General features: G+C 51.1%; 21 protein-coding genes. 11 read left to right on the top strand and 10 right to left on the bottom strand.

Features of this window, described 5'->3' with window-relative positions:
* Window positions 1-31: 31 nt before the first annotated feature.
* Window positions 32-1894, top strand: coding sequence for a sigma-54-dependent Fis family transcriptional regulator (locus AC1RVX_RS13880; RefSeq protein WP_493217535.1), 1863 nt, complete (start codon window positions 32-34; stop codon window positions 1892-1894).
* Here the strand turns inward: AC1RVX_RS13880 and AC1RVX_RS13875 are convergent, their stop codons facing one another.
* The 3 genes from AC1RVX_RS13875 to AC1RVX_RS13865 all read right to left on the bottom strand — a co-directional run bounded on the left by AC1RVX_RS13875 (window position 1895) and on the right by AC1RVX_RS13865 (window position 6798).
* Window positions 1895-2284 (bottom strand): DUF779 domain-containing protein, encoded by a 390-nt coding sequence (locus AC1RVX_RS13875; protein ID WP_493217191.1) that lies wholly within the window; start codon window positions 2282-2284, stop codon window positions 1895-1897.
* Window positions 2285-2649: 365 nt separating this feature from the next.
* Window positions 2650-4170 carry an aldehyde dehydrogenase gene (gene adh, locus AC1RVX_RS13870; RefSeq protein ID WP_493217190.1) on the bottom strand — a complete coding sequence of 507 codons (1521 nt, stop codon included), beginning with the start codon at window positions 4168-4170 and terminating at the stop codon, window positions 2650-2652.
* A gap of 285 nt (window positions 4171-4455) precedes the next feature.
* On the bottom strand, window positions 4456-6798 hold the full coding sequence (locus tag AC1RVX_RS13865; protein WP_493217189.1) for a Tex family protein: 2343 nt from the start codon (window positions 6796-6798) through the stop codon (window positions 4456-4458).
* A 275-nt stretch (window positions 6799-7073) separates the two neighbouring features.
* Here AC1RVX_RS13865 and AC1RVX_RS13860 point away from each other — a divergent pair, with 275 nt between their 5' ends.
* The 6 genes from AC1RVX_RS13860 to AC1RVX_RS13835 all read left to right on the top strand — a co-directional run bounded on the left by AC1RVX_RS13860 (window position 7074) and on the right by AC1RVX_RS13835 (window position 12945).
* Window positions 7074-8276, top strand: coding sequence for a toxin-antitoxin system YwqK family antitoxin (locus tag AC1RVX_RS13860; RefSeq protein WP_493217188.1), 1203 nt, complete (start codon window positions 7074-7076; stop codon window positions 8274-8276).
* Window positions 8277-8311: 35 nt separating this feature from the next.
* Window positions 8312-9304, top strand: coding sequence for an alpha/beta hydrolase family protein (locus tag AC1RVX_RS13855; protein ID WP_493217187.1), 993 nt, complete (start codon window positions 8312-8314; stop codon window positions 9302-9304).
* Window positions 9305-9490: 186 nt separating this feature from the next.
* On the top strand, window positions 9491-11014 hold the full coding sequence (locus AC1RVX_RS13850; protein ID WP_493217186.1) for a COG3014 family protein: 1524 nt from the start codon (window positions 9491-9493) through the stop codon (window positions 11012-11014).
* A 24-nt stretch (window positions 11015-11038) separates the two neighbouring features.
* Window positions 11039-11440, top strand: coding sequence for a YcfL family putative periplasmic lipoprotein (locus tag AC1RVX_RS13845; protein ID WP_493217185.1), 402 nt, complete (start codon window positions 11039-11041; stop codon window positions 11438-11440).
* 45 nt (window positions 11441-11485) lie between these two features.
* Window positions 11486-12100, top strand: a complete 615-nt coding sequence (gene lpoB / locus AC1RVX_RS13840; RefSeq protein ID WP_493217184.1) for a penicillin-binding protein activator LpoB — start codon at window positions 11486-11488, stop codon at window positions 12098-12100.
* Window positions 12101-12120: 20 nt separating this feature from the next.
* Window positions 12121-12945 (top strand): hypothetical protein, encoded by an 825-nt coding sequence (locus tag AC1RVX_RS13835; protein WP_493217183.1) that lies wholly within the window; start codon window positions 12121-12123, stop codon window positions 12943-12945.
* A gap of 80 nt (window positions 12946-13025) precedes the next feature.
* Here AC1RVX_RS13835 and AC1RVX_RS13830 read toward each other — a convergent pair whose 3' ends face one another.
* Window positions 13026-14651 carry an alkaline phosphatase D family protein gene (locus AC1RVX_RS13830; RefSeq protein ID WP_493217182.1) on the bottom strand — a complete coding sequence of 542 codons (1626 nt, stop codon included), beginning with the start codon at window positions 14649-14651 and terminating at the stop codon, window positions 13026-13028.
* Window positions 14652-14735: 84 nt separating this feature from the next.
* Complete coding sequence (locus AC1RVX_RS13825) at window positions 14736-15416, bottom strand: energy transducer TonB (protein ID WP_493217181.1); 681 nt, start codon at window positions 15414-15416, stop codon at window positions 14736-14738.
* A 433-nt stretch (window positions 15417-15849) separates the two neighbouring features.
* Between AC1RVX_RS13825 and AC1RVX_RS13820 the strand changes: the two genes are divergently transcribed.
* Entirely contained in the window at window positions 15850-16503 is a 654-nt protein-coding gene (locus AC1RVX_RS13820; protein WP_493217180.1) for a response regulator, read from the top strand.
* 25 nt (window positions 16504-16528) lie between these two features.
* On the top strand, window positions 16529-18037 hold the full coding sequence (locus AC1RVX_RS13815) for a sensor histidine kinase (RefSeq protein WP_493217179.1): 1509 nt from the start codon (window positions 16529-16531) through the stop codon (window positions 18035-18037).
* Between the two features lie 31 nt (window positions 18038-18068).
* Here the strand turns inward: AC1RVX_RS13815 and AC1RVX_RS13810 are convergent, their stop codons facing one another.
* The gene (locus AC1RVX_RS13810; RefSeq protein WP_493217178.1) at window positions 18069-18965 is read right to left on the bottom strand and encodes a dioxygenase family protein; all 897 of its coding nucleotides are present in this window, start codon (window positions 18963-18965) and stop codon (window positions 18069-18071) included.
* A 201-nt stretch (window positions 18966-19166) separates the two neighbouring features.
* On the opposite strand from AC1RVX_RS13810, the gene AC1RVX_RS13805 reads away from it, so the two are divergent.
* Window positions 19167-19856, top strand: coding sequence for a response regulator (locus AC1RVX_RS13805; RefSeq protein WP_493217534.1), 690 nt, complete (start codon window positions 19167-19169; stop codon window positions 19854-19856).
* A 2-nt stretch (window positions 19857-19858) separates the two neighbouring features.
* The gene (locus AC1RVX_RS13800; RefSeq protein ID WP_493217177.1) at window positions 19859-21094 is read left to right on the top strand and encodes a sensor histidine kinase; all 1236 of its coding nucleotides are present in this window, start codon (window positions 19859-19861) and stop codon (window positions 21092-21094) included.
* A 21-nt stretch (window positions 21095-21115) separates the two neighbouring features.
* On the opposite strand, the gene AC1RVX_RS13795 is transcribed toward AC1RVX_RS13800, so the two are convergent.
* The 4 genes from AC1RVX_RS13795 to AC1RVX_RS13780 are packed head-to-tail and all read right to left on the bottom strand — an operon-like array spanning window position 21116 to window position 26423.
* Window positions 21116-22489 carry a sensor histidine kinase gene (locus AC1RVX_RS13795; protein WP_493217176.1) on the bottom strand — a complete coding sequence of 458 codons (1374 nt, stop codon included), beginning with the start codon at window positions 22487-22489 and terminating at the stop codon, window positions 21116-21118.
* Entirely contained in the window at window positions 22486-23820 is a 1335-nt protein-coding gene (locus AC1RVX_RS13790) for a sigma-54-dependent transcriptional regulator (RefSeq protein WP_493217533.1), read from the bottom strand. Before AC1RVX_RS13790 ends, AC1RVX_RS13795 begins: the two co-directional genes overlap by 4 nt.
* Window positions 23821-23854: 34 nt before the next feature.
* Entirely contained in the window at window positions 23855-25102 is a 1248-nt protein-coding gene (locus AC1RVX_RS13785; protein WP_493217175.1) for an ABC transporter permease, read from the bottom strand.
* 7 nt (window positions 25103-25109) lie between these two features.
* Complete coding sequence (locus AC1RVX_RS13780) at window positions 25110-26423, bottom strand: ABC transporter permease (protein ID WP_493217174.1); 1314 nt, start codon at window positions 26421-26423, stop codon at window positions 25110-25112.
* Window positions 26424-26427: the final 4 nt, after the last annotated feature.

Here is a 26427-nt window from a genome sequence, read left to right as displayed (position 1 = left end):
TGGCATAAGTTCTGCTTCATCTACCCGCATGATGATAGAACAGGCACATGAACGTTCCGCCGCCTACGGCTTGCCGCGCACAGCCGCGCCGGATTATGGTCCTTTGGGCAAGACTGACCTTAAAGCGATGCTGGAGCAAAACCAGGTCTTGCACCAGCATGCGGTGCCAGTCATGGAAACCTTGTATGAACAAATAATCAATACCCACAATATGGTCATCCTGACCGACGTGAATGGACTCATCATTCATACTCTGGGGGATGCCGATTTTCTGGAAAAAGCCGACAGGGTGGCCCTTAGCCCCGGTGTGGCCTGGTCAGAACGTAGCAAAGGCACAAATGCCATAGGCACGGCCATTGCCGAAAAAATACCAACAATAGTCCACGCAGATCAACATTACCTGGAAGCAAATAGTTTCCTGACCTGTTCTGCCGCACCGATTTTTGATGTCAATGGCAATGTCATTGGTGTGCTGGATGTGACTGGTGACCAGCATAATTTCCATAAGCACACCATGGCTCTGGTGCGCATGTCGGCGCAGATGATAGAAAATCAATTGTTTGCGTCTTCTTTCCAGGATGCGATCAAACTCAGCTTTCATAGCCGCCCCGAATTTCTGGGTACCTTGATGGAGGGGATTGCCTGCTTTGATAGCGATGGCCGCTTTTTATCGGCCAGCCGCAGTGGCCTGTTCCAGCTGGGTTTACCCTTGTCTGCCTTGCAAACGCATACTTTCTCATCTCTGTTTGGCTTGCCGGTATCTGCCCTGCACGAGCATTACCGCACAGCAGCGCCGGGTTTGTTGACGCTGTGCCTGCACAATGGCGTGCGTGTTTTTGCCAAAAGTCAGAGCCTGAAGCGCCAGTCCGCAGCAGCCAGGCATGTGCTCGACAATGCACGTGAAGCGCAACCAGTACAACAAGCTGATGCCAGACCCAAACTGTCCAGTCTGCATTATCTGGATACCGGGGACGAACAAGTTGCCCGCGCGATAGATAAACTCAAGCGCGTCATTGGGCGGGATATCTCCATCCTGGTGACAGGGGAAACCGGCACCGGCAAGGAATTGCTGGCCCAGGCCGTACACAATGATTCGCCGCGCAAATCCGGCCCCTTTGTTGCGGTCAACTGCGCCTCGATACCGGAAACCCTGATTGAGTCAGAATTATTTGGCTATGAAGACGGTGCTTTCACCGGGGCGCGCAAGAAGGGCAATATAGGCAAGATACTGCAGGCGAATGGCGGCACGCTTTTCCTGGATGAAATTGGTGATATGCCATTGAACCTGCAGGCACGTTTGCTACGCGTCCTGCAAGAGCGCATGGTGACCCCACTGGGCAGCAGCAAATCCATTCCCGTCAACCTGGCCCTGATCTGTGCCACCAATCGCAACCTGCGCGAGATGATCAGCAAAGGCGAATTCCGTGACGACTTGTATTACCGTCTGAATGGGTTAGTGGTACGACTGCCCCCTTTGCGTGAACGCTCAGACCTTGGCATCGTTATAGAGAAAGTGTTGACGACAGAGAGCGAGGGCCGGCAGTACAAAATTACAGCCGAAGTCATGCAAGTCTTCCACGCGCATGGCTGGCCAGGCAACTTCCGTCAATTGACGAATTTATTGCGCACAGCCATCGTCATGACGGACGCTGATATGGAAATCCGGCTGGAACATCTTCCCGAAGATTTTTTGGAGGATGTCGCTTTGGTGAAAGCGCCAGTCACCTTGCCTGCAACGGCTACCCAGGCTGCATCAAGCCTGGAAGCATTGGAAATGGATGCCATACAACTGACTTTGCAACAGCATCAGGGCAATGTATCTGCCGCTGCCAAAACCCTGGGTGTGTCGCGTAATACGATTTACCGCAAACTGGCGACTTTGAAGGACGAATGATTAAACTTGCGGACCATGCAGCACGGTGGTGCCGAGCAAATCATTTTCTTCATCGGTGAACAGACGCGAACGTGTCAGGAAGCGTTTTCCCGTACCATTGTCGAGAGAAAACATGCCACCCATGCCGTCCACTACATCGATGATCAATTGTGTGTGCCGCCAGTATTCAAACTGTTCACTACCCATGTAAAACGGCGTGCCGTCAAGCTCACCCAGATACACATCGGCATCGCCTATGCCATATTCATTCCTGGCGTAGCAGAGCGGTGAACTGCCGTCACAGCAGCCACCAGACTGGAAGAATAACAGCGGTCCGTATTTGGCTTTCAACGCACTAATAAATTCCAGCGCGGCGGGAGTAGCTGTGACGCGGGCGGGTGTTGTGGTCATTTTGCTTATCGTGTTTGTTTATGTTTAAGTCCAAAAAGCTCACCACAGAGACACGGAGGAGGGAATAAACTTTTGCAAAAATTTATCGTTACGTAAGCAAGCGACATGTCGCTTGAAACCCTTACTTCACCACAGAGGAAGGCAAGAGAAAACTAGGAATGATGCCTCTTAAATTTTGTCTTTGCGCTTCTACTTTTATAAAGACACAGAGATAGAATACAAGAAAGTGTTTTGACCTTCTCTTACTCTTCTCTGTGGTGCAGCAGGGAATTCAAGTAGCATGCTACTTGCCTGCCGAACGAAGGCGGCATGCGAGCCGCCTTTCCTTCCTCTGTGCCTCTGTGTTGAGAGGTCTTAAATGTCAATCAAAAGAACCCCATCGCATTCGGGTTATAGCTCACCAACAGGTTCTTGGTTTGCTGATAGTGATCCAGCATCATCTTGTGATTTTCACGACCTATGCCGGATTGTTTGTAACCGCCAAATGCTGCATGGGCGGGATACAGATGGTAGCAATTGGTCCAGACGCGGCCAGCTTCTATCCCACGGCCGACGCGGAAGGCGCGTGAACCATCGCGTGTCCACAGACCAGAACCGAGGCCGTACAAGGTATCGTTGGCAATAGACAGTGCTTCTTCTTCATCCTTGAACGTGGTCACCGACACTACTGGGCCAAAGATTTCTTCCTGGAAGATGCGCATCTTGTTGTGGCCCTGGAAAATGGTAGGTTTGACGTAGTAACCATTGGCCAGGTCGCCATCCAGCATATTTCTTTCACCGCCCAGCAAGAGTTTGGCACCTTCCTGTTTGCCTATGTCCAGATAGGACAGGATTTTTTCCAATTGTTCATGGGACGCCTGCGCACCTATCATGGTTGTGCTGTCGAGTGGATTGCCTTGCTTGATGGCGGCAACACGCTTGATGGCTCTTGCCATGAATTGATCATAGATCGATTCCTGTATCAGCACGCGGGAAGGGCAGGTGCAGACTTCGCCCTGGTTCAGCGCGAACATGGCAAAACCTTCCAGGCATTTATCAAAGAAGGCGTCGTCGTGATCCATGACGTCGGCAAAGAAAATGTTTGGCGATTTGCCACCCAGTTCCAAAGTCACGGGGATGATATTCTGCGACGCATATTGCATGATCAGGCGGCCAGTACCAGTTTCACCAGTGAAGGCAATCTTGGCGATGCGTTTGCTGGTAGCCAGTGGCTTGCCAGCTTCCAGACCAAAACCATTGACGATATTCAATACACCGGGTGGCAATAAATCCTTGATCAAATCGATCAGCACCATGATGGACGCTGGTGTTTGTTCAGCTGGTTTCAGGACGATGCAATTACCTGCTGCCAGCGCGGGTGCCATCTTCCAGACAGCCATCAGGATAGGGAAATTCCATGGAATGATTTGTCCGACCACACCCAGAGGTTCATGGAAATGATAGGCGTAAGTCTGGTCATCAATTTGTGCGACTGAACCTTCTTGCGCCCGTATGCAGCCAGCGAAATAACGGAAGTGATCGATGGCAAGAGGAATATCGGCTGCCATGGTTTCACGTATGGGTTTGCCGTTGTCTATGGTCTCTGCCGTTGCCAGCAGGCTCAGATTGGCTTCCATGCGGTCGGCAATTTTATTCAGTATGTTGGAGCGCTCAGCCAATGAGGTTTTTCCCCAGGCTTTCTTGGCAGCATGGGCGGCATCCAGTGCCAGTTCCACGTCTTCTGCTGTCGAACGTGCGACTTCACAAAAGGCCTGGCCCATGATGGGGCTGATATTCTCGAAATACTCGCCTTTGACCGGTGCAACAAATTTGCCGCCGATAAAATTATCGTAGCGCTTGGCGAAAGGATTGCTGATACCCAGTTTGCTGATGTCTGCCATGTTCATGATGGAGGTCTCCGTATGTTTGTGTGAGGGTGCGCATACTCAATGCGACACATACAACAACGCAAATGGCGTGCCAAGCCGGATATGTTTGCCATAAAGAAAAACAGTGTGCACGCTGATAGCGTGAGACGGTTTGTATAGAGGGAGCAGGGAAGGTGGGGTGTGGCCAGGGCGGAGATCAGGGACTGGCGCGAGGATTACTTGGAGCAGGGAGAGTGTCACTTTTTTTCGCAACACTGGTCAGACTGTCACAAATTGGGACAGTCTGACGATCAGGGAAGTAACTTAGCCGCGCAATTTGGCAAACGCGGCAGCCATCGCATTGCCTGCCGGGGCAGGTGCTTGTGCACGATGCTGATTCATGCGTTTGGCATCGTTACGGTCACCGCGCTGTTCAGGCTTGCTGCCTGCTACCGGTGCAGCGTCTGTCAGACGCATGGTCAGCGCGATACGCTGGCGTTTGACATCCACTTCCAGTACTTTCACCTTGACGACCTGGCCTGCCTTGACCACGGTATGCGGGTCTTTGACGAAGGTGTTGGACAAGGCAGAGATATGTACCAGACCATCCTGATGCACACCAATATCAACGAAAGCACCAAAGGCGGCGACGTTGGTGACTACACCTTCCAAAATCATATCTGGACGCAAGTCCTTGATTTCTTCGACGCCATCTTTAAACGTCGCAGTAGTAAATTCAGGACGTGGGTCGCGACCAGGTTTTTCCAATTCGCCGATGATGTCGGTAATGGTGGGCACGCCGAATTTCTCGTCGGCGTATTTGGCTGGGTTCAGGGATTTCAGCAGACCAGTATCACCAATGACACCCTTCACATCCTTTTTGATATCCGCCAGGATTTTTTCTACCAGTGGATAAGATTCCGGGTGGACTGCAGAAGCATCCAGCGGGTTACTGCCATTCATGATGCGCAAGAAGCCGGCCGCCTGTTCAAAAGTTTTGTCACCCAGGCGCGGTACCGCACGCAAGTCTGAACGCGAGTTGAACATGCCCTTGGCATCGCGGAAATTGACGATGCTTTGCGCGACGCTGGATGACAAGCCAGACACGCGCGCCAGCAAAGGCGCGGACGCTGTATTCACATCCACACCAACCGCGTTCACACAATCTTCGACCACTGCATCAAGTGAGCGCGCCAATTGCGACTGGCTGACATCATGCTGATATTGACCTACACCGATGGATTTAGGATCAATCTTTACCAGTTCTGCCAATGGATCTTGCAAGCGGCGGGCAATCGATACCGCACCGCGGATGGACACATCCAGGTCAGGCAATTCCTTTGAAGCAAATTCAGAAGCAGAATATACCGATGCGCCTGCTTCAGATACCACGATCTTGGTCAGCTTGAGTTCAGGCTTGAGCTTGATCAGATCGCCTGCCAGCTTGTCGGTTTCACGCGAAGCCGTACCATTGCCGATAGAGATCAGCGAGACATTATGTTTGGCTGCAAGTTGTGCCAATACGTGCAGGGAACCATCCCAGTCATTGCGTGGCTGATGCGGGTAAATGGTCGCATACTCAACGACCTTGCCGGTTGCATCCACTATCGCTACTTTGACACCGGTACGCAGGCCAGGGTCCAGGCCCATGGTGGCGCGCGGGCCAGCAGGGGCGGCCAGCAACAAGGCTTTCAGGTTACGGGCAAACACATTGATGGCTTCGATTTCTGCGGTTTCGCGCAGCTTGCCCATTAATTCGGTGTCCAGATGCATGAAGACTTTAACGCGCCAGGCCCAGCGTACGGTATCGACCAGCCATTTATCTGCAGGGCGGTCTTTCTGGCTGACACCAAAGCGGGCCGCAATACGGCTTTCGCATGGGTTCAACGGCGCATCCCATTTTGGTTTTTCTTCTTCGCTATCCAGGCGCAGGCTGACCGTCAGCATTTCTTCACGACGACCACGGAACAGCGCCAAGGCGCGGTGGGAAGGGATAGTGCCCAGGGTTTCGGAATAATCGAAATAGTCGGCAAATTTTTCACCGGCTTCTTCTTTGCCAGCGACAACCTTGGATTCCACGATGCCATGGTCATTCAGGTATTCACGCAAGGCTTGCAGCAGGGTCGCATCTTCGGCAAAACGCTCCATCAAGATCTGGCGGGCACCGTCAAGCGCAGCTTTGGCATCCGGTACACCAGGGTTGTCACCATTGTCGGTCGTGAAGGCTGGCTTCAGGTAATTTGCTGCTTCCGTATCCGGGTTCAGCATGGGGTCAGCCAGCAAGGCATCGGCCAGCGGCAACAGGCCAGCTTCGACGGCGATCTGGGCTTTGGTGCGGCGCTTGGGTTTGTATGGCAGGTACAAGTCTTCCAGACGGGTCTTGTCTTCAGCATGGGTGATGGCGTCCAGCAGTACTGGTGTCATCTTGCCCTGTTCTTCTATGGAAGCGATGATGGCGGTGCGGCGGTCTTCCAGCTCGCGCAGGTAACGCAGGCGTTCTTCCAGCAGGCGCAACTGGATGTCATCCAGGCCGCCAGTCACTTCTTTACGGTAACGGGCGATAAACGGAACGGTCGCACCTTCATCCAGCAAGGCAACAGCAGCGGCAACCTGAACTGGCTTGGCAGCCAGCTCTACGGCAAGTCTTTGTTCAATCGAAGGCAGCATAAATCCAGAATCCAGACAATAAAAAAGCAATCAAGGCGCAGATGATACGCAATTTGTGGCTTTGCGCCAGTCTTGACAGAGGAAGAGACTAAGGTTAGAAGGCGATAATTATCAAAAAGGCATGTTACGATGTCACCTGTGCCCCTATCGTACTCCCCCTTTCATTTGTGACTGTTCCCTGCTTTTCTCACTTACCAAGTTTTACAGGATATGGGTTTAAGTAATGCTAAAGTTGAGAGTATTGATATTTATTTTGACACTTATTCCTGAGTTCTATGAAAAATCTTTCCTCTTATCCAATCCCATTTCGGGGACGACTGGTGTTGGCCGTCATGTTGCTGATACCGGTTACTGCAGCATTCGCCATTGAAGACTGCGAGCTGAATAAGGAATCAGTCAACCCAGCGAATGGCAGCACGACAGCAGGCAAGACCGGCATCATGAAATGCGTGGACAGGAATAGCGGCAAGCTGGTGCGCGAGCAGGAATTGCAGGCTGGTGTTTTCATGGGGGTGCGGCGTTATTACAAGGATGGTGTGTTGACGAAAGAATATAACGTCAATGAACGTGGCAACATGCATGGACGTTCGCGCGAATTCGCCCCGAATGGGCAAGTGCTGCGTGAAGAAAACTATGTGAATAGCAACGTGCGTGGCCTGGTGCGCGAATGGCATCCAAACGGCGTGGTAAAACGCATCGCCTTTATCGGTGAGGATCCAAAAGAAAAAGCCGCAGTCAAATACACGCAAGACAAACAGCTAAGTGAAATTGAATGTGCTGATAAGCCCTTGTTGGCACCGCATGTGAATGACGCTGCCTTGTGTGGTTTCAATGGTAAGCCATCGCAGGTGCAGTTGTATGCTGAAGGTGGCCGCCTGCGCAGCCAGTTCACCTTGCTGGCTGGTATCCGCCAGCAAGCTACCTTTTTTCATGACAACGGAAAACCGGAGACAGTGGAAGAACTGGGCAGCAAACAAAAGACCCGCAAGCAATATTCCGATGCGGGTGTTTTGCGCAAAGAGACAGTCTGGAATATCACAGAAAAACCTGCAGCCATCGAACGCGAAGTCGAATATCACGAAAGCGGCCCGAAAGTGCATGAACAGTTGTACGCCTTGACCGAAAAAGATGGTCGCCGCCAGAATCGCCTGGTGTCGGACGCCAGTTTTTATCTGAACGGTCAGCCCAAACGCAATGAAAAATTCTTTATCGACGGCAAGGACGATATCAAGGAAGTGCGCAATTATTTTGATAATGGCCAAATGTCCAGTCTCGAACGTTATGTGTATGAAGGCCGCTATCGCGAACGCCCGGTCGGCATCCATCAGGGTTTTGCACAAAATGGAAAACTGGTGCGTGAATCCCATTATGATGAGCGCGGGCGCATACAGCGCGAACGCACCTGGGACGATAACGGCAAGCAATTGTCGGATGATCTGCTCTATGAAGATGGGTCACGCAAGGCATTTTCAAAATGAGCTGCAACAAGTGGTAATCAGCTAAGCCACGAATCATGACAATAGCTGACTTCAAATTCCTACGTAAATATGCGTCAGTGTTGACGGGCACGATACTTTGCTGTCTGATGTCCGCTTGTGGTATGGCCGAACTGCAACGTGGACGGACGCAGGTGCAACTCAGTCAATTCCAGTTTAGCGATGGTGGCAAGGCGATTTACTATCAACTCGAAAAAAAGCCCTGGCAACAAGAGGATATCAACGCGCCGCTGGCGAATCTGATCTTTGTGATTTCGGGTTCGGATTGTGTCAGCATGGGCGCATTTTTGCCGCAGTATTTCTCTGGAATGGAAGGGGAGTCTGGCCGTACGCGCATTCTTATTCTGCACAAGCGGTATATTTTTCCTGGCTCAAATGGCCAGTCATGTGGTGATGCTTTTGTACGTGCCGATCATCCCTCTCAGTGGCAGGCAGATCAACTGGAATTCATGCAGGCACAATTGGCCAGCCTGCAACGACAAGGTGTCACTCCGCAGCGTCTGATTGTGTGGGGCGTGTCTGAAGGTGCAGAACTGGCACCAGTATTGGCGCAACAACTACATGCGACGCATTTGGTTTTGCTCTCCCATTCAGGCATGAATGCACTGGATGCCTACGGGGCATTAGCCAAACATTACCCACATATGCAACAGGGGTGGCTGTCTTTGCAGACAGCGTTGCTGACGGTGCCAGCTGATCCTGATGCCGTACGCATACACGCGCGCAGTTGGCGTTATTGGTCCGAAATTGCTGCGATTCCACAAACACAGAATTTGCTGCATGCAGACATACCTATCTTTCTGGCAGTGGGGGAGGCTGATCCTGTGATACCCGCTGGTGCTGTTGATGATTTGCAGCAAGCGTTTAATCTTGCTGGCAAGCAAATTCATATCAGTCGCTTTCCCGGTGTTGGGCATAGCCTTGGTGGCAAGGACATCAATCGCCTGCCAGATTTCATGCATCAAGTTGATAATTGGCTGGCGGAAACAGATGCACGAAAACTTCAATAAAGTTGTGTCATTTTGAAATATGTTGATTACAACTCGTTACATAACTGTATTTTTGTAGCAGTTCTTTCAATGACATTATTGCAAAGCCTTACTATACTTATCGGCTGTGCTCGCGCCGTAACATGTTGAAGGAAGCGTTTTGCATGTTGTATTTCTTTTGTTTTACCCATAATCATAATCATAACTATGCGCCTATCGACCGTCTCCTATACCCCTATTGTTGCAGCACTTTTGCTTGCCGGTTGTGTGACAACACCAACCCATGACAGTAAAGTAGCAGCTTCCCTTTCTGTCGCCAAAAGCGGCCAGATTGATGAAGCAATCAAACAAGTGGAAGCACAAACGCAAGGCAGCAATAAAACTGATCTGTTGCTGAATCTGGAAAAAGGTGAATTGATGCGCATAGGCAAGCGCTACAAGGACAGCCAGGATGCGTTTGATGTTGCTGACACCAAAGTGAAGGTATGGGAAGAAACCGCCAAGTCCTCACCCCAGAAATTAATGGGCCAGATTGGTGCCACCATCATGGGGGATGTCAGCCGTGATTATGAAGGTCAGGACTACGAAAAAGTCATGTTGACCACGCGCATGGCAATGAACCGCCTGAACCTGGGTGATCTGGATACAGCACGTGTCGATATCAAACGTACCCATGAACGCGAAGCCGTGATTGCCGAATTCCGCGCCAAGGAAACTGCAGAAGCTGAAAAAGAAGCCAAAGACAAAGGCGTCAGCGCGACAGGCAAGGAACTTAATGGTTACCCGGTAGAAACCTTGAATGACCCTGAAGTTCTGAAACTGAAAAACGGCTACCAGAATGCGCTCAGTCATTACATGGCTGGTTTTGTGTATGAAGCCCTGAACGAACCTGGTCTGGCAGCACCTGGCTATCGCAAGGCGATAGAATTGCGCCCCGATTTGCCAGTACTGGAAGATGGCCTCAAGGGACTCGATCAACGCACCAGCTTCCGCCGCAAAAAAGGCGTGACGGACGTATTGTTCATTATCGAAGCCGGTAATTCGCCTGCACGTCAATCCAAGAAAATTGCTTTTCCTGTGCCAACGGGCAGGGGGCTGGTGACGGTTTCCTTCGCTTTCCCGGTGATTTATCCTGATGCCAATGCACCTGTAGTTGATAGTGTGCGTGTGGGTAGCCAGGTGTTGCCAACGGCGCTGGTCACAGACTTTAATGTCATGGCGCGTAAAGCATTGAAAGATGAATTGCCGGGTATACAAATGCGTGCTGCAATTCGTACCGTAACCAAGGCGGTGGTGCAGGATCAGGTCAACAAAAAATTCGGTGCGCTTGCTGGCCTGGCTGCAAACGTTGCTGTGGTGGCGACTGAAAGTCCGGCGGATGACCGCATGTGGCGTAGCTTGCCTGAGCGCGTCTTTGTTGCGCGTGCTTTTATTGCACCTGGTGAATATGAAGTGAATTTTTCCAACCGCCCGGGTGACAGCATGAAGCTGACGGTGGATGGTCGTTACATGGTGGTGCCGGTCCGCATGTATCAGGACAAGACTTACCTGGGTGACCAGGCCAGATTTGGCAGCGTGACACCTGTGGCACAATTACAGGCCGAGCCGGAAGCCAAACCCGCTGAAACAGCTAAAACCAAGACCAAGACAAAAGCAAAGCCAGCAACCAAGGCTGCTACGGCCACCACGGCGACGACGACAACCAGTACCAGCAGTGCCAAATCCAATTGACATCCAGTTGATAAAAGAGGGTATATGAAACAGTTTTCCAAACAATTTGCAGCATGCGCCACTTTGCTCGCAGTCTGTTTTGCTGCACCAGTCATGGCGGATGATATTCCTAATGCAGTGTCCCCTGGCATTGCTGCCAAGCTGATCGTGCGTGGCACGCTGGAAGGTGTGCAGGTCACTGACCTGCGCTCACAACGCAAAAATGATGTCATGGTGGTGCAGGCAGAACTGGTCAATCAGATTGTCAGAGACGTACGGGTGTATTACCGTTTCCGCTGGACAGACGCTGCAGGCATGCAGGTTGGTGACGGTGAAGTATGGAAACCGTTGATGATATTGGGCAAGCAAAGCCAGTTCATCAAAGGTACAGCCTACGGTCCGCAAGCGACTGATTTCAAAATTGAAATGAGTGCAGAACCACGTTAATTTGATACAGACCTGATACAGATAAAATTTATTTACGGAGTACCTATGAAAAGCATTTCCTCACTGTCCAAATCCTGCCTCATGCTGGCTCTGGTTTGCGCTTCACTCAGCGCCTGTCAGACAAAATTGTCTCAACCTACTGTCAGCCTGGCGCGTCAGACGACTTATGGCGACAACAAGGCAGTAGAAACCGTCACCAATGAATTCGGTTCCACGGATTTGCAGATGATTGCAGAAAAAATGGTCGGTTCCCTGCTGGAAGATCCGGTATTGGCAAATCGCCCGACCATGACACTGGCTGGTGTACGCAACAAGACCAGTGAATACATCGATACCAAATCCATCATGAACAGCATCCAGACTGCTCTGGTTAAAAGTCACAAGGTCAAGTTCACCCGTAGTGCCGATGAGATGCAGCAAGGCGTTGACGAGCTGCAACGTCAAAATCAAAGTGGCTTGTACAAAAGCGCCGGCAAGGCAAAAATCGGTAATATGTCAGCCGCCAAGTATTCCCTGGAAGGTGAGATTGTTTCCATCGTCAAACAAAGTGCAAACACCAAGGACGTGTTTTATAAAATGACCTTGAAGTTGTATGACGTGGAAGATGGTTCCATCGAATGGCAAGACGAAAAAGAAATTCGTAAAACTTCCAAGCGCTAATCCTTCAAAAAGGAAATACGATGTTGAATCTGAAAAAATTGATGGCAGGCCTGTTTTGCTCGGCTGCTGCATTCAGCGCTTACGCGGCTGAACCAAAAATTGCCGTGACTGATCTGACGTATGAAGAAAAAGTCAGCGAATATTTTCATGTGGTGTCTGCCTCCAGCAAAAGCAGTGTCAAGGGAAGTTATAGCGAGCGTGAAACAGATCGCAGCTATTCGCAACGCGGCAATGTCAACGCCAAGAGCGAAAGCAATTACTATGAAGCCGAAGGCTTTTATACCTATATTGACCGCGGCGAACTGAAAACCTATACCGCAGACCTGAAAGGGGCACTGATCAAGGGTGGTGGCGTTGCGCTAGTACAGGCACGCCCTTATGTCGGCAAGCCTATGGAAAAAATTTACGACATCATTGGTCGTATCAAGCAGGGTATGTATCCTGGTGCTGACTATGTCTTGTTTGGCACGCTGAGCAATATCCAGTTCCGCCAGGAAAGCAATCAACTGCAATATGGTAATTCCATGACAGCCAGCCTGTCACTGGACCTGGTTGCCGATTTCAGTCTGATCAACACCAGGACCTATGAAGTCAAGGCAGCGTTCAGTGCCAGCGGTTCAGGCGTGGATACCAAGATCATCAGCCGTGCTGGTGACCGCGTGGTGTTCAATCGCGGTAAAGTCATGCAAGAGACATCACGCACGCTGGCAGACAATGCCTACAATGAGCTGATGGTGCAGTTCGGTTATCCACGGGGCAATAACCGTGGGCAAGATGTCCGTATGCAGGGGCAGCCTGTGGTGCCACCAGTACAGAATACTGAACCGGTGACTGTCTATAAGTAAGCACACATCCGTGTGACTGCTGCAAGTAAAAAGGCTGACATTGTCAGCCTTTTTTACGTCTGAAGAATGCATTTGATGCATCAAGCTTCAGGATCAATATCCACTTTATACAAATTCTTGCCGTCGATATCATGAAGAGAAACCGTCATGACCTTGGTTTTCGCGTCAATTTTGGCAATGCCAAAGAATTGTAATAGTTCGGCAGGTGAACGGTTCTGCTTCATATCCTTGGGGACACTGACATAGCGCACGTCAGGGCCAAAGGTCTGGTCGACTTCGTTTGGACCAAAGGTACCTGCATTCAAGGGACCGCCGACAAATTCCCAGAAAGGCTTGAAGTCGCTGAAACTGGCTTTCTCAGGCATATAGTAAGTGGCTGCCGCATAGTGGACATCGGCTGTCACCCAGACCACATTCTTGATATTGTGTTGCTTGATGAATTTCAACAGGTCTGCAATTTCCAGCTCGCGCCCTAATGGCTTGCCATTGTCGGCATTGGCCCATGCTTCATAAGTACCCTTGGGAACATCCGGGTTCAGATCAGGCACGACAAGGGAAATCGGCATATCACTGGCGATCACTTTCCAGGTCGAGTGCGAACGCAGCAATGCCTGTTTTAGCCATTGCAATTGTGGTTTGCCCAGAAAGGCTGAATCATCATTCAATTCCGTTTGCAGATTGGGTGAATTGTTACCGCGATAGCTGCGCTCATCCAGCATGAAGACTTCCAGCATGGGGCCATAACTGAACATGCGGTAAACGCGGTCAGGGTCATGCTGGTTAATGCGATACGGGTTGTATTCAAACATGGCGCGGCGCGCATTGCCAGCCAGGGTGTTCAGGTCACGTTGTTGATAACGTTTTTCTGCTGCGCCTATTTGCTGGCCAGGATACCAGTTATTACGTACTTCATGATCATCCCACTGCACCAGGAAAGGCACTTCAGCAGCAAAGCGGCGCTTGTTGGCATCCATGAAGTTATACGCAAAATTACCGCGATAATCATCCAGTGTTTCCGCCACTTTGGACTTGGCTGGTGTCACCAGGTTATTCCAGATACTGCCATCGTCCAGAGTGACCTGTGCCTGAATGGGACCATCGGCATAAATCTGATCGCCCGAATGAATGAAAAAATCGGGTTTAAAACGGCGCATGCTTTCATAGATGCGATAACCACCAAATGCCTCATTGATGCCCCAGCCCTGGCCCGCTTCATCACCAGAAAACGCAAAGCAGATATCACGCTGGGTACCGCCTGGCAGTAACAGGCTGCCGCTGACAGCCTCGCTGACGGCAGAGGGATTTTGTGCATCCTGAAAACGCACGCGATAAAAAGTAGGTTGGCCAGTATGCAGGCCACTGAGATCTACGCGGGCAGTATAGTCCGTGCCCGGCAATGCCAGCGGACCTGCAATGCGATGTGCATTCTTGAAAGCTTCGTTATTCGCATATTCAACCAGCATGTGTGCTGGCCTGTCCGTGCGACTCCAGATGATGGCCTTGTTGCCGGTAATGTCACCACTCATGACGCCGCATGGCATTTGCGGCCTGGCTTTGTCAGCAGTGAGCAAAGCAGGTGCTTGCGCCTGTTCCTGCCCCAGACTGGGCAAGGCAGTACCACCCAGCAGTGCCCCTGCACCGGCAGTCATGTGGCGCAGGAACTGTCGGCGCTGCGGCTTATTGCGTGAGGTAAGATCGTCAGACATGGCATTTCCAAAGAGGGGCAATGAAGCCCCCAGATTGTAAAGTGCTTGTATGACCAAAGTATGTCAAGCACGCCGGATTTCTGGCTAATCCAGCTTCCACACATACTGCACCCTGGTCCAGCTTTGCTGTGCTACGCCATCAATAGTGCCGGGTGTGAAGCGGCACAAGGATAATGCCTGGCTGGCCGCGCGGTCCAGATTACGATAGCCGCTACTGCCTTCTGTTTTGGTATCCATCACACGACCATTGGTACCGATGAGCATGGCGAGGGTTACGGTGCCTTCTTCACTGTTGCGTATGGAGCTGGAGGGATAAACCGGTTTTTCGCAGCGACTCATATCAACTACCGCTGCCACATGAACCGGCGCTTTGGCCTGCGCGGGCACATCGCTTACCCCAGTGCCTCCGTTGCCACTACCTGTACCTTCTTTTCCCAGCGTGATTATTGGTCCATCATTGTCTGTCGTTTTGGGTGGTGGCGTATGAATCACCGGTCCATCAACAACGGGTGGATCAATGACAACAGATTTTAGTGGCGGTGGTTTGGTCGGTTCAATCACCGGATCACGCGTGACAGGTTTTTCTTGTTTGGGTTTTTCAAAATCCACGATCAGCGGATCGGTGTGCGGCAGCGTAATCTTGATCTTCATGTCATTCAGTACTACGGCAAGCAAGACCACATGCAAAGCCGCGACGACACCCAAACGTGACAGGCGCCTAATTGATTGATGCTGGGATTGATGCTGGTTTTCTGTGAATTCCATATTTTTCTCCAGGTTTGGGGTACGGCCAATCACGGTTTATGTAAGCCATGCTGGGCATTAACTTGGACTGGCACGCTATTCCTTTTTCTGTGAAATAACCGAGAAAGTAGTTTTTCGCGCAATCTATGTACTTTAATGTAGCAATTAAAAATGCTTTTGAAAAGCATTTATATTTAAAATAGAAAGAACTCCCTTTTTCATTTTCGTGCTGGATGTTGTTTTTAAGCTTAAAAAATCAGATTTAAATGCTTTTTGGCAATTGAAGGGACAGCAGGGGCGTGGTGTTACGGGGGCTTACTGCGTGGGGCTATAGAGCGGAGAGGAAAAAATGAGAAATAAAATCGTCTGGCAAGTGTCGATGGATGATATTGCTAATAAAAAGCATTATGATTGCGTGTGAAGGGTAGTTTGCCCAGTAAGACAGGAAAATAGGATGAATATAAAAAAGCAATACGACATCACAGTGTTACTGGCTGACGATCATCCCATCGTGATGACGGGCTTCGCCATGTCGCTCGGTAATCTGGGAATAAAAGTGCTGGGACAGGCCAAGACACCACAAGAAGCCTTTGAGCAATATGCAGCATTGCAACCAGATGTAGTGATACTGGATATACGCTTTGGTGCTGAACTGACAGGACTGGATGCGGCGCGTGAGATTCTGGCGAAATTCCCGGATGCGAAAATCATCTTTCTCAGTCAGTTTGATCAGGATACCCTGATCAAGGAAGCCTACAGGCTGGGTGCCAGGGCTTTTGTTACCAAAGACTGTGATCCGGCTGATTTGGCAAATGCAGTGCAACGTGCTCACCAGGGGGAATTGTATTTCTTGCCCCCCATTGCCGAGCGTCTGGCGAATCTGTCGGTGCGTGGTGATGAATCACCGCAATCCTTGCTGAGTGTGCGGGATCTGGAAATTTTCAAGCTGATGGCAGAAGGATTGACCAATGCCGAGATTGCCGAGCGGCTGGACCTGTCGCTAAAAACCATCAGCAATGTCAGCCAGGCCATCAAGGAAAAACTTGGTGTACACCGGCCTGCATATATTACCAAACTGGCAGTCAAACATGGGCTGATTGCCCCATGATCCAGTCCCCCATGGCCGGCTGCTAATGTCGGATATGCATATCTTCAACTGGAAGAATTGGGGCATACGCACGCGCTTGATACTGATCACCTTGCTGCCGGTTATTTACATGTTCTGCTCCATCGTCTGGTATTCCTATCATTCGCGCTTGCAGGAAGCCCGCACCGAACTGGCAGAACGGGCCTACGTGGTGTCGACCGCGCTGGCAGAAAGTGTGGAATACAATCTGTTGTCCAAAAACATGCCCGGCTTGCGAAGCACCATGACGGATGTCATGCAGTCGGATCACAGCATTTTCAGGATCGATGTCCTGGATACCGACAAAAAAGATATCATCCACATCATTTCAGCGAATCGTGTGCAGGGTGACGAGCGTTATGTAGAAGTAGCCATCAAGAAGCAACTGGTATGGGTCAATATCCTGAAAAACCCCGGGAAGGCGGTTTTATCCAGTCGCAGTATGGAAGGCGAAAAAAAAGCTGGCAAAGATAACGACATCATTGGCTTTGTGCGGGTCACCATGTCGCCCACGCGCTTACAGGAAAAGCATAGCCAGCGCTTCCAGTTTGAACTGGCGCTGAGCGCACTGGCGTTGCTGGTCAGTGCCATGGTGGCAGTGTTCCTGTCGCAAAGCCTGACCTATCCTTTACAGCGATCCATAGAAACCCTGCGTGAAATACGCGAAGGCGATTATTCCACCACATTGGAATTGAGCACAGGTGGGGAACTGGGGGATTTGCAGACTTCCATCAACACCATGTCGGTCAGCCTCCAGCAGTCCAAGCAAGACCTGGAAAACAAGGTACAGGAAAGAACCAGGGATTTGCTGGAGTCACGCAATGAAGCCCTGAAAGCGAACGCAGAAAAAAGAAAGCTGATACAGAAAGTGCATACCATCGTCGAAGACGAACGCAAGAGCATAGCGATAGAAATTCATGATGAGTTGAATGCATCCCTGATCGCTGCCCGGCTGGAGTCGCAACGCATCTTGCACCTGGCGGAACAATTGGATCCGGGTCCGGCGGCAGATGAAATACAGGAAAGAGCCAAAGCCATCACCACATTGATGCTGGATCTGTATGCCAATGGCCGCAACCTGGTACGTCGTCTACGCCCTGAAGTGTTGGACATGCTGGGTTTGCAGGGCGCGGTTGAAGATATGCTCAGGCATTACAACAGCAATGCACATGGCTGTCAGTTTCACTTTGACAGTGAGGGTGACTTTTCCCAGCTTGACAATGCATTGGCGATTTCTGCCTACCGCATTATTCAGGAAGCATTATCGAATGTACTCAAGCACGCCAAGGCTGCACAGGTAGAGGTAGCATTGACGCTGATGCCGGAACAGCAGGTGTTACAGATAGAGGTCAGTGACGACGGTGCCGGTTTTGATATCAGCCACAATAATACGGCTGGTATAGGGATAACCGGCATGCGCGAAAGGGTAGCTGCTTTTAGTGGCGAGTTTGACTTGCGCTCTGCAGTTGGTCAAGGAACTCAGGTGACCATACGCTTGCCGCTGACTCAGGCATAAATGCATGAGTCAGCGTAAAACATAAAAATTTTTATACAGAAATTGCCACGCTCAAAGTAACAACATAACCCAGTGTCGCGTTCCCGGTCACAGTAGCCATTTGCAGGCTGGTGCCATCACTGAATACATTGTCGGTCGCATAGCTGATTTGTGCCAGATTGGTCACGCTGGCGCTGTAACCGGTGGACTGATATGCCTCGTTCAGCGTCGCCATGGGGAAAGTGAATTGCGAAGTTTTCACCTTGTTGGCAGCACTACTGACTTTAGCCAGGCTAGGGTATACCTCAAAATGCACATGAGGAATGCGGCCAGAATAGCAAGCGGGGAATATGGTCGTGAAAGTAACATTACCACTGCTGTCGGTTTCCTGTACGCCGCGTAGATAATTTTCACTAGTGACACCTGACGAATACATGGAGTAATTGCCACCACGGTCGCAATGCCACAGATAAATCGCATAGCCAGCCAGCGACGCACAACTGGCATTGGTGTTAACCAATTGTAATTTGATCGTCAGCGGTATGCCCACCGCAACACCGGTGGCACCAGCAATGCTGGATCGTATGTCACTGCGCACTATGCCTGACAGCAACAAGGCGTTGGCAATTCCGCTGCCGTTGCTATTAGTACCGTCACCGGGATAAGGACCGGCTGTTTCTTCCGGTATCACAGTGCATGAGGCAGTACCACTGGTCGTGGTACTGGTGCCTGTCGTTGTGCCTGTACTGGTTGTGGTGCCTGTTGTCGTGGTGGTGCCAGTCGTACTGGTCGTGCTGCTTGTAGTGCCACTGGTGCCGCTGCTGCCACCACATGCCAATAAGGACATGGCGCTGCCTGCCGTCAGCCAGCGCAACATTTGTCGTCTGTTAGCCGCTGCTTGCAGCAGATTATTCAGGTCGGTTTCGAGATGAGAGCTAAGCTTGGTCATGGCATTTTATGTGGAAGTTGAAGGTTGTCGTATTTTGTCTTTTTCACTTGTAAAGCGCAGTAAATCGAACGTAAAGATAGGTAAGGAATTTGTGTAATTGGTCTGAAAAGACTGTAAAAGCAAGTAAATTTGCAAAAGATCAGGGTGAATTTTGCTATGATCACCACACTTGCATATTATTTTTATTACTGGCTGGCCCCGATGACCAAGGTATTACTCGCTGACGATGATGTCGAACTGGTAGGCATGCTCAAGGAATACCTTGAGCGTGAAGGTTTTGTCATAACAACAGCATATGACGGCGAACAGGCAGCACGGGAAGCCTTGACCGGCGAGCATGAAATTGCAGTGCTGGATGTGATGATGCCACGTATGAATGGTATTGATGCCTTGCGCCGTATTCGCGCCGAAAGCCGCATTCCGGTATTGATGCTGACAGCCAAGGGTGATGATGTGGATCGCATCATCGGACTGGAACTGGGCGCGGATGATTACGTTCCCAAACCCTGCACACCTCGCGAATTGCTGGCCAGGTTACGTGCCATCTTGCGACGTACCCAGATCGGTACCAATATTGAACAGGATCGTCAAACTCTGGTTGTCGGTTCCTTGCAGATATGGCCAGGACAACGCCGGGCTGAATGGAATAATAAATTACTGGATCTGACCAGCACTGAATTTAGTCTGTTGGAATTGCTGGCAAGAAATGCTGGGCAAACCGTCAGCAAGAGTGATTTGTCGGAACAGGGCCTCGGTCGGCCATTGACCCGGTTTGATCGCAACATCGACGTACATCTGAGCAGCATACGACAGAAAATCAGCGCGTTTTCTGATGGCCGTGCTGTTATACAGACGGTTTACCGGCAGGGCTATATGCTGACCCGCGAGTAATCATGGGGCGATTGTTCTGGAAATTTTTCTTCTTTATCTGGCTGGCGCAACTGACCGCAATTGCTGGGATCAGTGCGACTTTCTGGCTCAAGCATCGTGATCAGGACAACTATAGTGGCGCACCCGCAGGCAGTCCTGATTTTGATAAGCCTCACCGGTATGCTGAAGGTCCACGTTTTTCTGACAACGGACCACCGCCGCAACCCCCATCTGGCCAGCCGCCAGGGGAGCCGCCGTCAAGAGGTGGACCGACCATGCGAGGAGAACCACCGCAAGGGCAGCCACCTCAAGGGCAGCTTCTTCAAGGGCCGCCGCATGATGACAATTCTCGTGCGCTGGTGCCCATGGTCGGTGCTTTCTTCGCCAGCCTGTTGTTTGCTGCTCTGATGGCATGGTACATGGCGAAACCAATACGGCGGCTTAGTGAGGCGTTTCATTCCTTGGCAGGCGGTAGCCTGCAGACACGCATAGGTAACAGCATGGGGCAACGTCAGGATGAATTGACTGCACTTGGCCGTGACTTTGACCGTATGGCGGAACAATTAACAGGTGCCTTGCAAAGTCAGCGCCGTCTTTTGCATGATGTTTCCCACGAACTGCGCTCTCCGCTGGCACGTTTGCAGGCAGCTATCGGCCTGGCCAGACAGCAGCCGCAAAAAGCCGAAGAATACATGGCAAGAATGGAGCGCGAAGCCATACGTATGGACAAACTGGTGGGGGAGCTATTGACCTTGTCCAGACTGGAAGCTGGTGCCAGTATCGGACAAGACATCATTCATATGGATGAACTCATCACCGAACTCATGGATACCGCATACTTTGAGGCGCAAGCCATACAAAAAAAATTCAGCACTACATGCCAGCCGGACTCGCTTGCCCAGGTCTGTGTGATGGGCAAATACGAGTTGCTATACCGTGCCTTTGAAAACGTATTGCGGAATGCTTTGAGGCATACCCGGCCAGATAGCACGGTGACGCTGGAAGTGACGGTACTGGATAGCGAAGTTCAGGTGACAGTGCTGGATGAAGGTGATGGTGTTCCGGAAGCAGAACTGGACAGTATTTTCCGGCCGTTTTATCGTGGTCACGATGCCGAACGCAATATGGATGGCTATGGACTGGGCCTAGCGATTACCCAACGTGTTATGCAGGCGCATGGAGGCCGCATCGTTGCCAGCAACCGTCAGGCGGGCGGTCTCTCCATGCGGATGAACTTGCCGTTGGTGGCAGCACAGTAGACTGCCTTCAAAGATGGATGCCTACCTGGCGCCATGATTGACGGGTAAAAACAAACTGACTGACAAACCGCCACCGTCTCTGTTATTCAACGTGATCCTGCCTCCGTGGGCCTCAATGATTTCCCGTACCAGCGCCAACCCAAGTCCGGTACCGCTGCGTTTGGTTGAATAGAATGGAATCAGTGCGTTTGACATCACGGTATCCGTCATACCACTGCCCCTGTCCATGATTTCTATACGGGCGATGTCTTGCACGACACGTATCGTCATGCAGATTTCGTTTTCTGCAGATCCGGATTCATGTGCATTTTTCAGCAGATTGAGTAGCGCATGCTCCATTTGTGCCGGATCGACACTGATGCCTTCATCTGGAATGTTATCTTTTAACGTAAATATAATTTGGGATTTCAGATCGTTAATGAAAATCGTCCAGTTGATACTCTCCAGGCGCGGCGCCGGCAGTTTCGCAAACCTGGCATAGCCATCGATAAAACTTTCCAGATGACGGGTACGTTCTTCTATGGTGTGCAGGATAGCGGGCAGGCGCTCTGTCTGCCCGCGTCGTACCAGTTCTGCTGCCGAGTTGGCCAGCGATGCGACGGGGGCCAGTGAATTATTCAGTTCATGGCTGATGACCCTTATTACTTTCTTCCATGTCTGCACTTCCTGACGACGCAATTCCACGGTCAGGTGCCGTAACAGGAACAATTCATGATGCCGCCCATTCAGGCTGAAATGACGACGGGCGAGGTGATAGACCTCTTCCTCCTCATCCACGCTTGTCGCGCTGACCGTGAACAAGCCATCACCACCACGTTGTATGGCGTCGCGCAATGACGGAGATAGCTGGGTCAGCAATTCATCGAAATGATGACCTTCCAATTTTCGCCCCTGATTGAGCAATTGTCGTGCCGCGATGTTGCCAAATACAATCACATTCTGGTCGGTGATGAGCAGCATGGCAACTGGCGTGTTCTGTAACATGGTGTCAAGCAAGAGCTCGCGTTGTACCAGGTCCAGTCGTTGGCTACGCAATACATCGCCCAGTGCATTGTGTGCGTCGACCAGCTCACCCAACTCATCTGCACGTGGCCAATGCACACCAAAAGAAAAATCGTTATCCTGATAACTGATGACGGTTCCAGCCAGGGCATGGAACAGACGTATGATTGGGTGCAACTGGCTGCGTATGACGATCAGGCCAATTGGCAGCATGATCAACAAACTGAGTGAAATTGCCAATAGCAGATGCTGATCGAGCCAGTAGTACAGACCCGCTGTCAATAACACGCTAAGCGTCAACAAACCGCCAACAGTGATGCTGAAGCGGTTGAGCAGTGATAGCACCAGACCTTGCCTGGCTTTGCCCCGGGTGCTTGCGGAATCAGCCATCATGCGTTGCGGCTGATGCCCAACCTGTCCATGCGGCGATACAGGGCCTGACGGCTCAGCCCCAGTTCTGCAGCTGCCTGTGCCACGACACCAGCGGCCTTACCCAGCGCGCGTTCTATGGCTTCCTTATCCGGTTCATTGTCACTGACCCAGGATGTATGGACTGGCAAACCTAAATCTGACGGCATGATTTCATCTTTGGCTGCCAGCAGGCAAGCGCGTTGCAAGACATTTTTCAATTCCCTGACATTACCTGGCCAGGCATATTGCTGCAGGCAGTTTTGTGCTGTGGGATGCAGGCTTTTACCATCAGACAGAAAACTCTCTGCTAATGGCAAGATGTCGCCAGTCCGTTCCGCCAACGGTGGCAGGTGTAATTCAATCACGTTCAAGCGGTACAGCAAGTCTTGTCGAAAACTGCCAGCTTTGATCATGGCTGGCAAGTCTGCGTTAGTTGCGCTCAGCACCCGGACCTTGACCTGTTTTTCTTTATTGGAGCCCAGGCGCTCAAAACGCCCGGTTTCCAGGACACGCAATAATTTCATTTGCCCTGCCAGCGGCAGGTTGCCAATTTCATCGAGAAATAAAGTGCCGCCGTCGGCTGCTTCAAATTTGCCTTCGCGCGCCTTGCCTGCACCAGTATAGGCACCGGCTTCTGTTCCAAACAATTCAGCTTCTATCAATTCGGATGGCAGGGCACCGCAGTTCAAGATGACAAAGGGGCCATCCCTGACACTGGAATTGGCCTGGATAATTTGCGCAATCCTTTCCTTGCCCGCTCCATTGGGGCCAGTAATCAGCACGGGCAGATCGGCACGCGCCACCTGGCAAGCTACACCTAATACCCGTTCAGTAGCCGGATCATTCCAGACCAGTCCGCATAAATTGAATTTTTGCTCCAGCTCGCGTTTTTGCCGGCGTTCTCTTTGCAATCTTTGTTGCAGGGCACGGTTAGTCTGGCCCAGTTCTATCAGGTTACGCACTGTTGCCAGCAGCTTCTGGTCATTCCAGGGTTTGCCCAGATAATCGGCGGCACCTGACTTGATCAAGTCAACGGCAGTATCGAGGTGGGTCCAGGCAGTCAATAACACAACAGGCAAATCAGGGAAGCGTTTGCGGATGTCACTAAACAAAGCCTTACCTTCGTCACCCGAGGTAGTGTCTGCCGTAAAGTTCATGTCCTGTATCACCAGATCAACCGCGTGTTGCTCCAGCATCGCCAGACCCTGTTCCGGCGACGTGGCGCAAATTGCATCGATATCATGCAACGAGAACAGTACTTCCAGCGCCACTGCGACGGTGGAATTATCATCAATAATCAATACGGTAGGCATGGTCAGGATGTAGATTGTCAGGGCACCAGGTGCGTCAGGTACTACGGGTGGCAGTTGCCGGTGAGATGGCTGCCGCACGTGCAGCAGGTCCCACTACTGCGATGATACCAAGTATCCAGAAAATAGCACTTCCTCCCACCAAATATTGCACAGGTAATTTAGGTAGTTCGAGCTGGCTGACCAGAAGCTGGTTCAGGGCGATGGCCAGCGCCACGCCGCACAAGATACCAATACTGGTGATCATGAGATTTTCTGTAACGAAGTAACGCAAGATGTCAAAGCGACGAGCACCCAGTGCACGGCGTACACCGATATGTTTGCGTCGCTGGGTCACCCACAGGCTGGAAATGCCGACGATGCCGCTGGCAGTCACCAATAAGAGCAACAAGCAGACAGCAATCAGCATCCAGGCCAGGCCATTGTCAGCGCGATAGCGTCTGGAGCGATCTTCCTCCATGCTACGGGTACGGATGATCAAAGGCGTTGCCGACGCCGCCCGCAATGCCGCCTCTACATCCTTCGTTACCCTGTCACGTTGACCGGGTTCAGTGCGTATGGAATACACGGAGTAAGTGTCGTTCGTCATGCGCGCTGGCACAATTAGCGATTCTTCACCTTTATTCCCAATTTGGGCACCATGCGTCTGCAATCGCTCGACGACACCAATGATACGTGCAGCTGTGGCATTATCGCCCGTCCCGAAGTAGATGGTTTTACCAATAGCTGTCGGTTGTCCGGGAAATAGCTTGCTCGCCAGCACCCTGGTAATGATGACCGTATCTGGCCATTCCTTGCTACTGGATGTGTCCAGATCCAAAAACTCACTGGCATTGAAATCACGCCCTTCAGTCAGTTTCAAGCCCCAGTTTTTCATCAGGGACTCTGCCGCAACGTAGACAGACACACTGGCACTGGATGTAGCCTGTTTCCGGTCTAAGGCAATACCATTGGTACTGCCCGACCGCGATAAGGGGACCTGGCTGACGAGGGTCACTGCCAGCACACCTGACACATTGCGTATAGTCGCTTCATCCTGCTTTTGCATGCTTATTTGGGCGGCGTGTTCACCCAATTGGCGGTTACTGATGCCAAGGGAAAACATGTCGTTTTCTGCGACCACTCCGCTGGGACGGGCTACTACAGCCAGCCGCAGTTTGACGATGTATACGGCATTGGCCAAAATTGCCAGACTGATAGCCACCTGTATGGCCACCAGAATGGCACCTGTTTTGCTGCGCATGAGCGCAGACAGGATAGGGCGAATTTCCAGATTGAGTTTCATATTGCCCTCATTGTGATTTGAGTTGAATAGCAGGCGTTACCTGACAGGCACGCCAGGTTGGGAATAATCCCGCCAGGATGGCTGCCGTGACAGACATCACGAAGGTGATAGACAGCATTTGCCAATCCATGTGTGCCACCACAGTAAGTTGTTTTGATTGCAGTGCTATCAGTGCCAGTGCCGCAAAAGCCAACACCAGGCCTGTCAAACCGCCAGCCAGACCGATGACACTGCTTTCGATCAGAAATTGATTAAATATCTCTTTGCGTGATGCCCCCAGTGCACGTCGCACACCAACTTCAGATGCACGCACAGAAAATTTTGCCAGCAGTAGCCCGATGGTATTCACCAGACATAGCAACAGGAAACCAAATGCCAGCCAGGCAGAGAGTTTGTTATCGTTGCCAACCACATTGGATTCTTGCAGCCATTCCATGACGTTGAATAACTTATTCTTTGCCTGGCGCATGTAGCGACCTAATTTGTGCTGTTCTGCCGTGTAATTATCCAGATAGCTTTGCAATTCCTGACGTTGCCCCTCTGACTTCAACTCAAACCAGAAATGCAGCCAGGTACACTCTGAATCCAGACGTCCCTGCCAGCCTGGCTCATTTTCGGCGGTACATCCCATACCTCCTGAATGCGTGATTTCATGACGGACTGCGCTGGCAAGGGGGATGAAAAATTCATCCTGTACTCCAAAGGCGGCACTGCGCCCGACAAAGCGGTAAAAACGTGGACTTGGGTCCCAGTTATTCAGGACACCGACGATCTTGAATTCATGTCCTATCATGGTCAGGTACTGACCAATGGGGTCTGATTTTCCATACAGCTTTTCGGATAATGCACGTGTTAACACGACTACATCGGCTGCTTTGCTGTCGCTGTCTGCTTCCCACGCCTGGCCGTACAGGAAAGGCGTGTCAAACATGCCGAAGAAATCACGGGTGGTTGCCACGCCTTCAGACGACATGGCTGGTAAGTCTTTGCGGGCAGGTTCTATCGCCATTTCGACACCATACAGCGCAGTGCGCCTTTCTCCGATTTTTCCAGGTAAAAGATTGGTGACATCGCGATAGCTCATCTGGTGATCGTTTGGTCGCTCACCTGGGGTATAACTTTTGAGTGGGCCGTTATCCAGCACAGGCATGAACAAGCGTTTGCTCTTTTGTGGGATGGGATCACCAGACATGACATGCAAAATAGTCAGCGTGGATATACTGGCTGCAACACCTATTGCCAGTGTCAATACCATCAATGCAGTCAAGGCCGGGTTGCGGCGCAGGCTGCGTATGCCCAGTAAAAAATAATATTGAAACATTAGC

This window comes from Undibacterium sp. GW821-FHT11B02 (genome assembly GCF_058808955.1).
The sequence above is the reverse complement of the archived record's forward strand: the minus strand, read 5'-3'. Positions and strand labels throughout refer to the sequence as shown.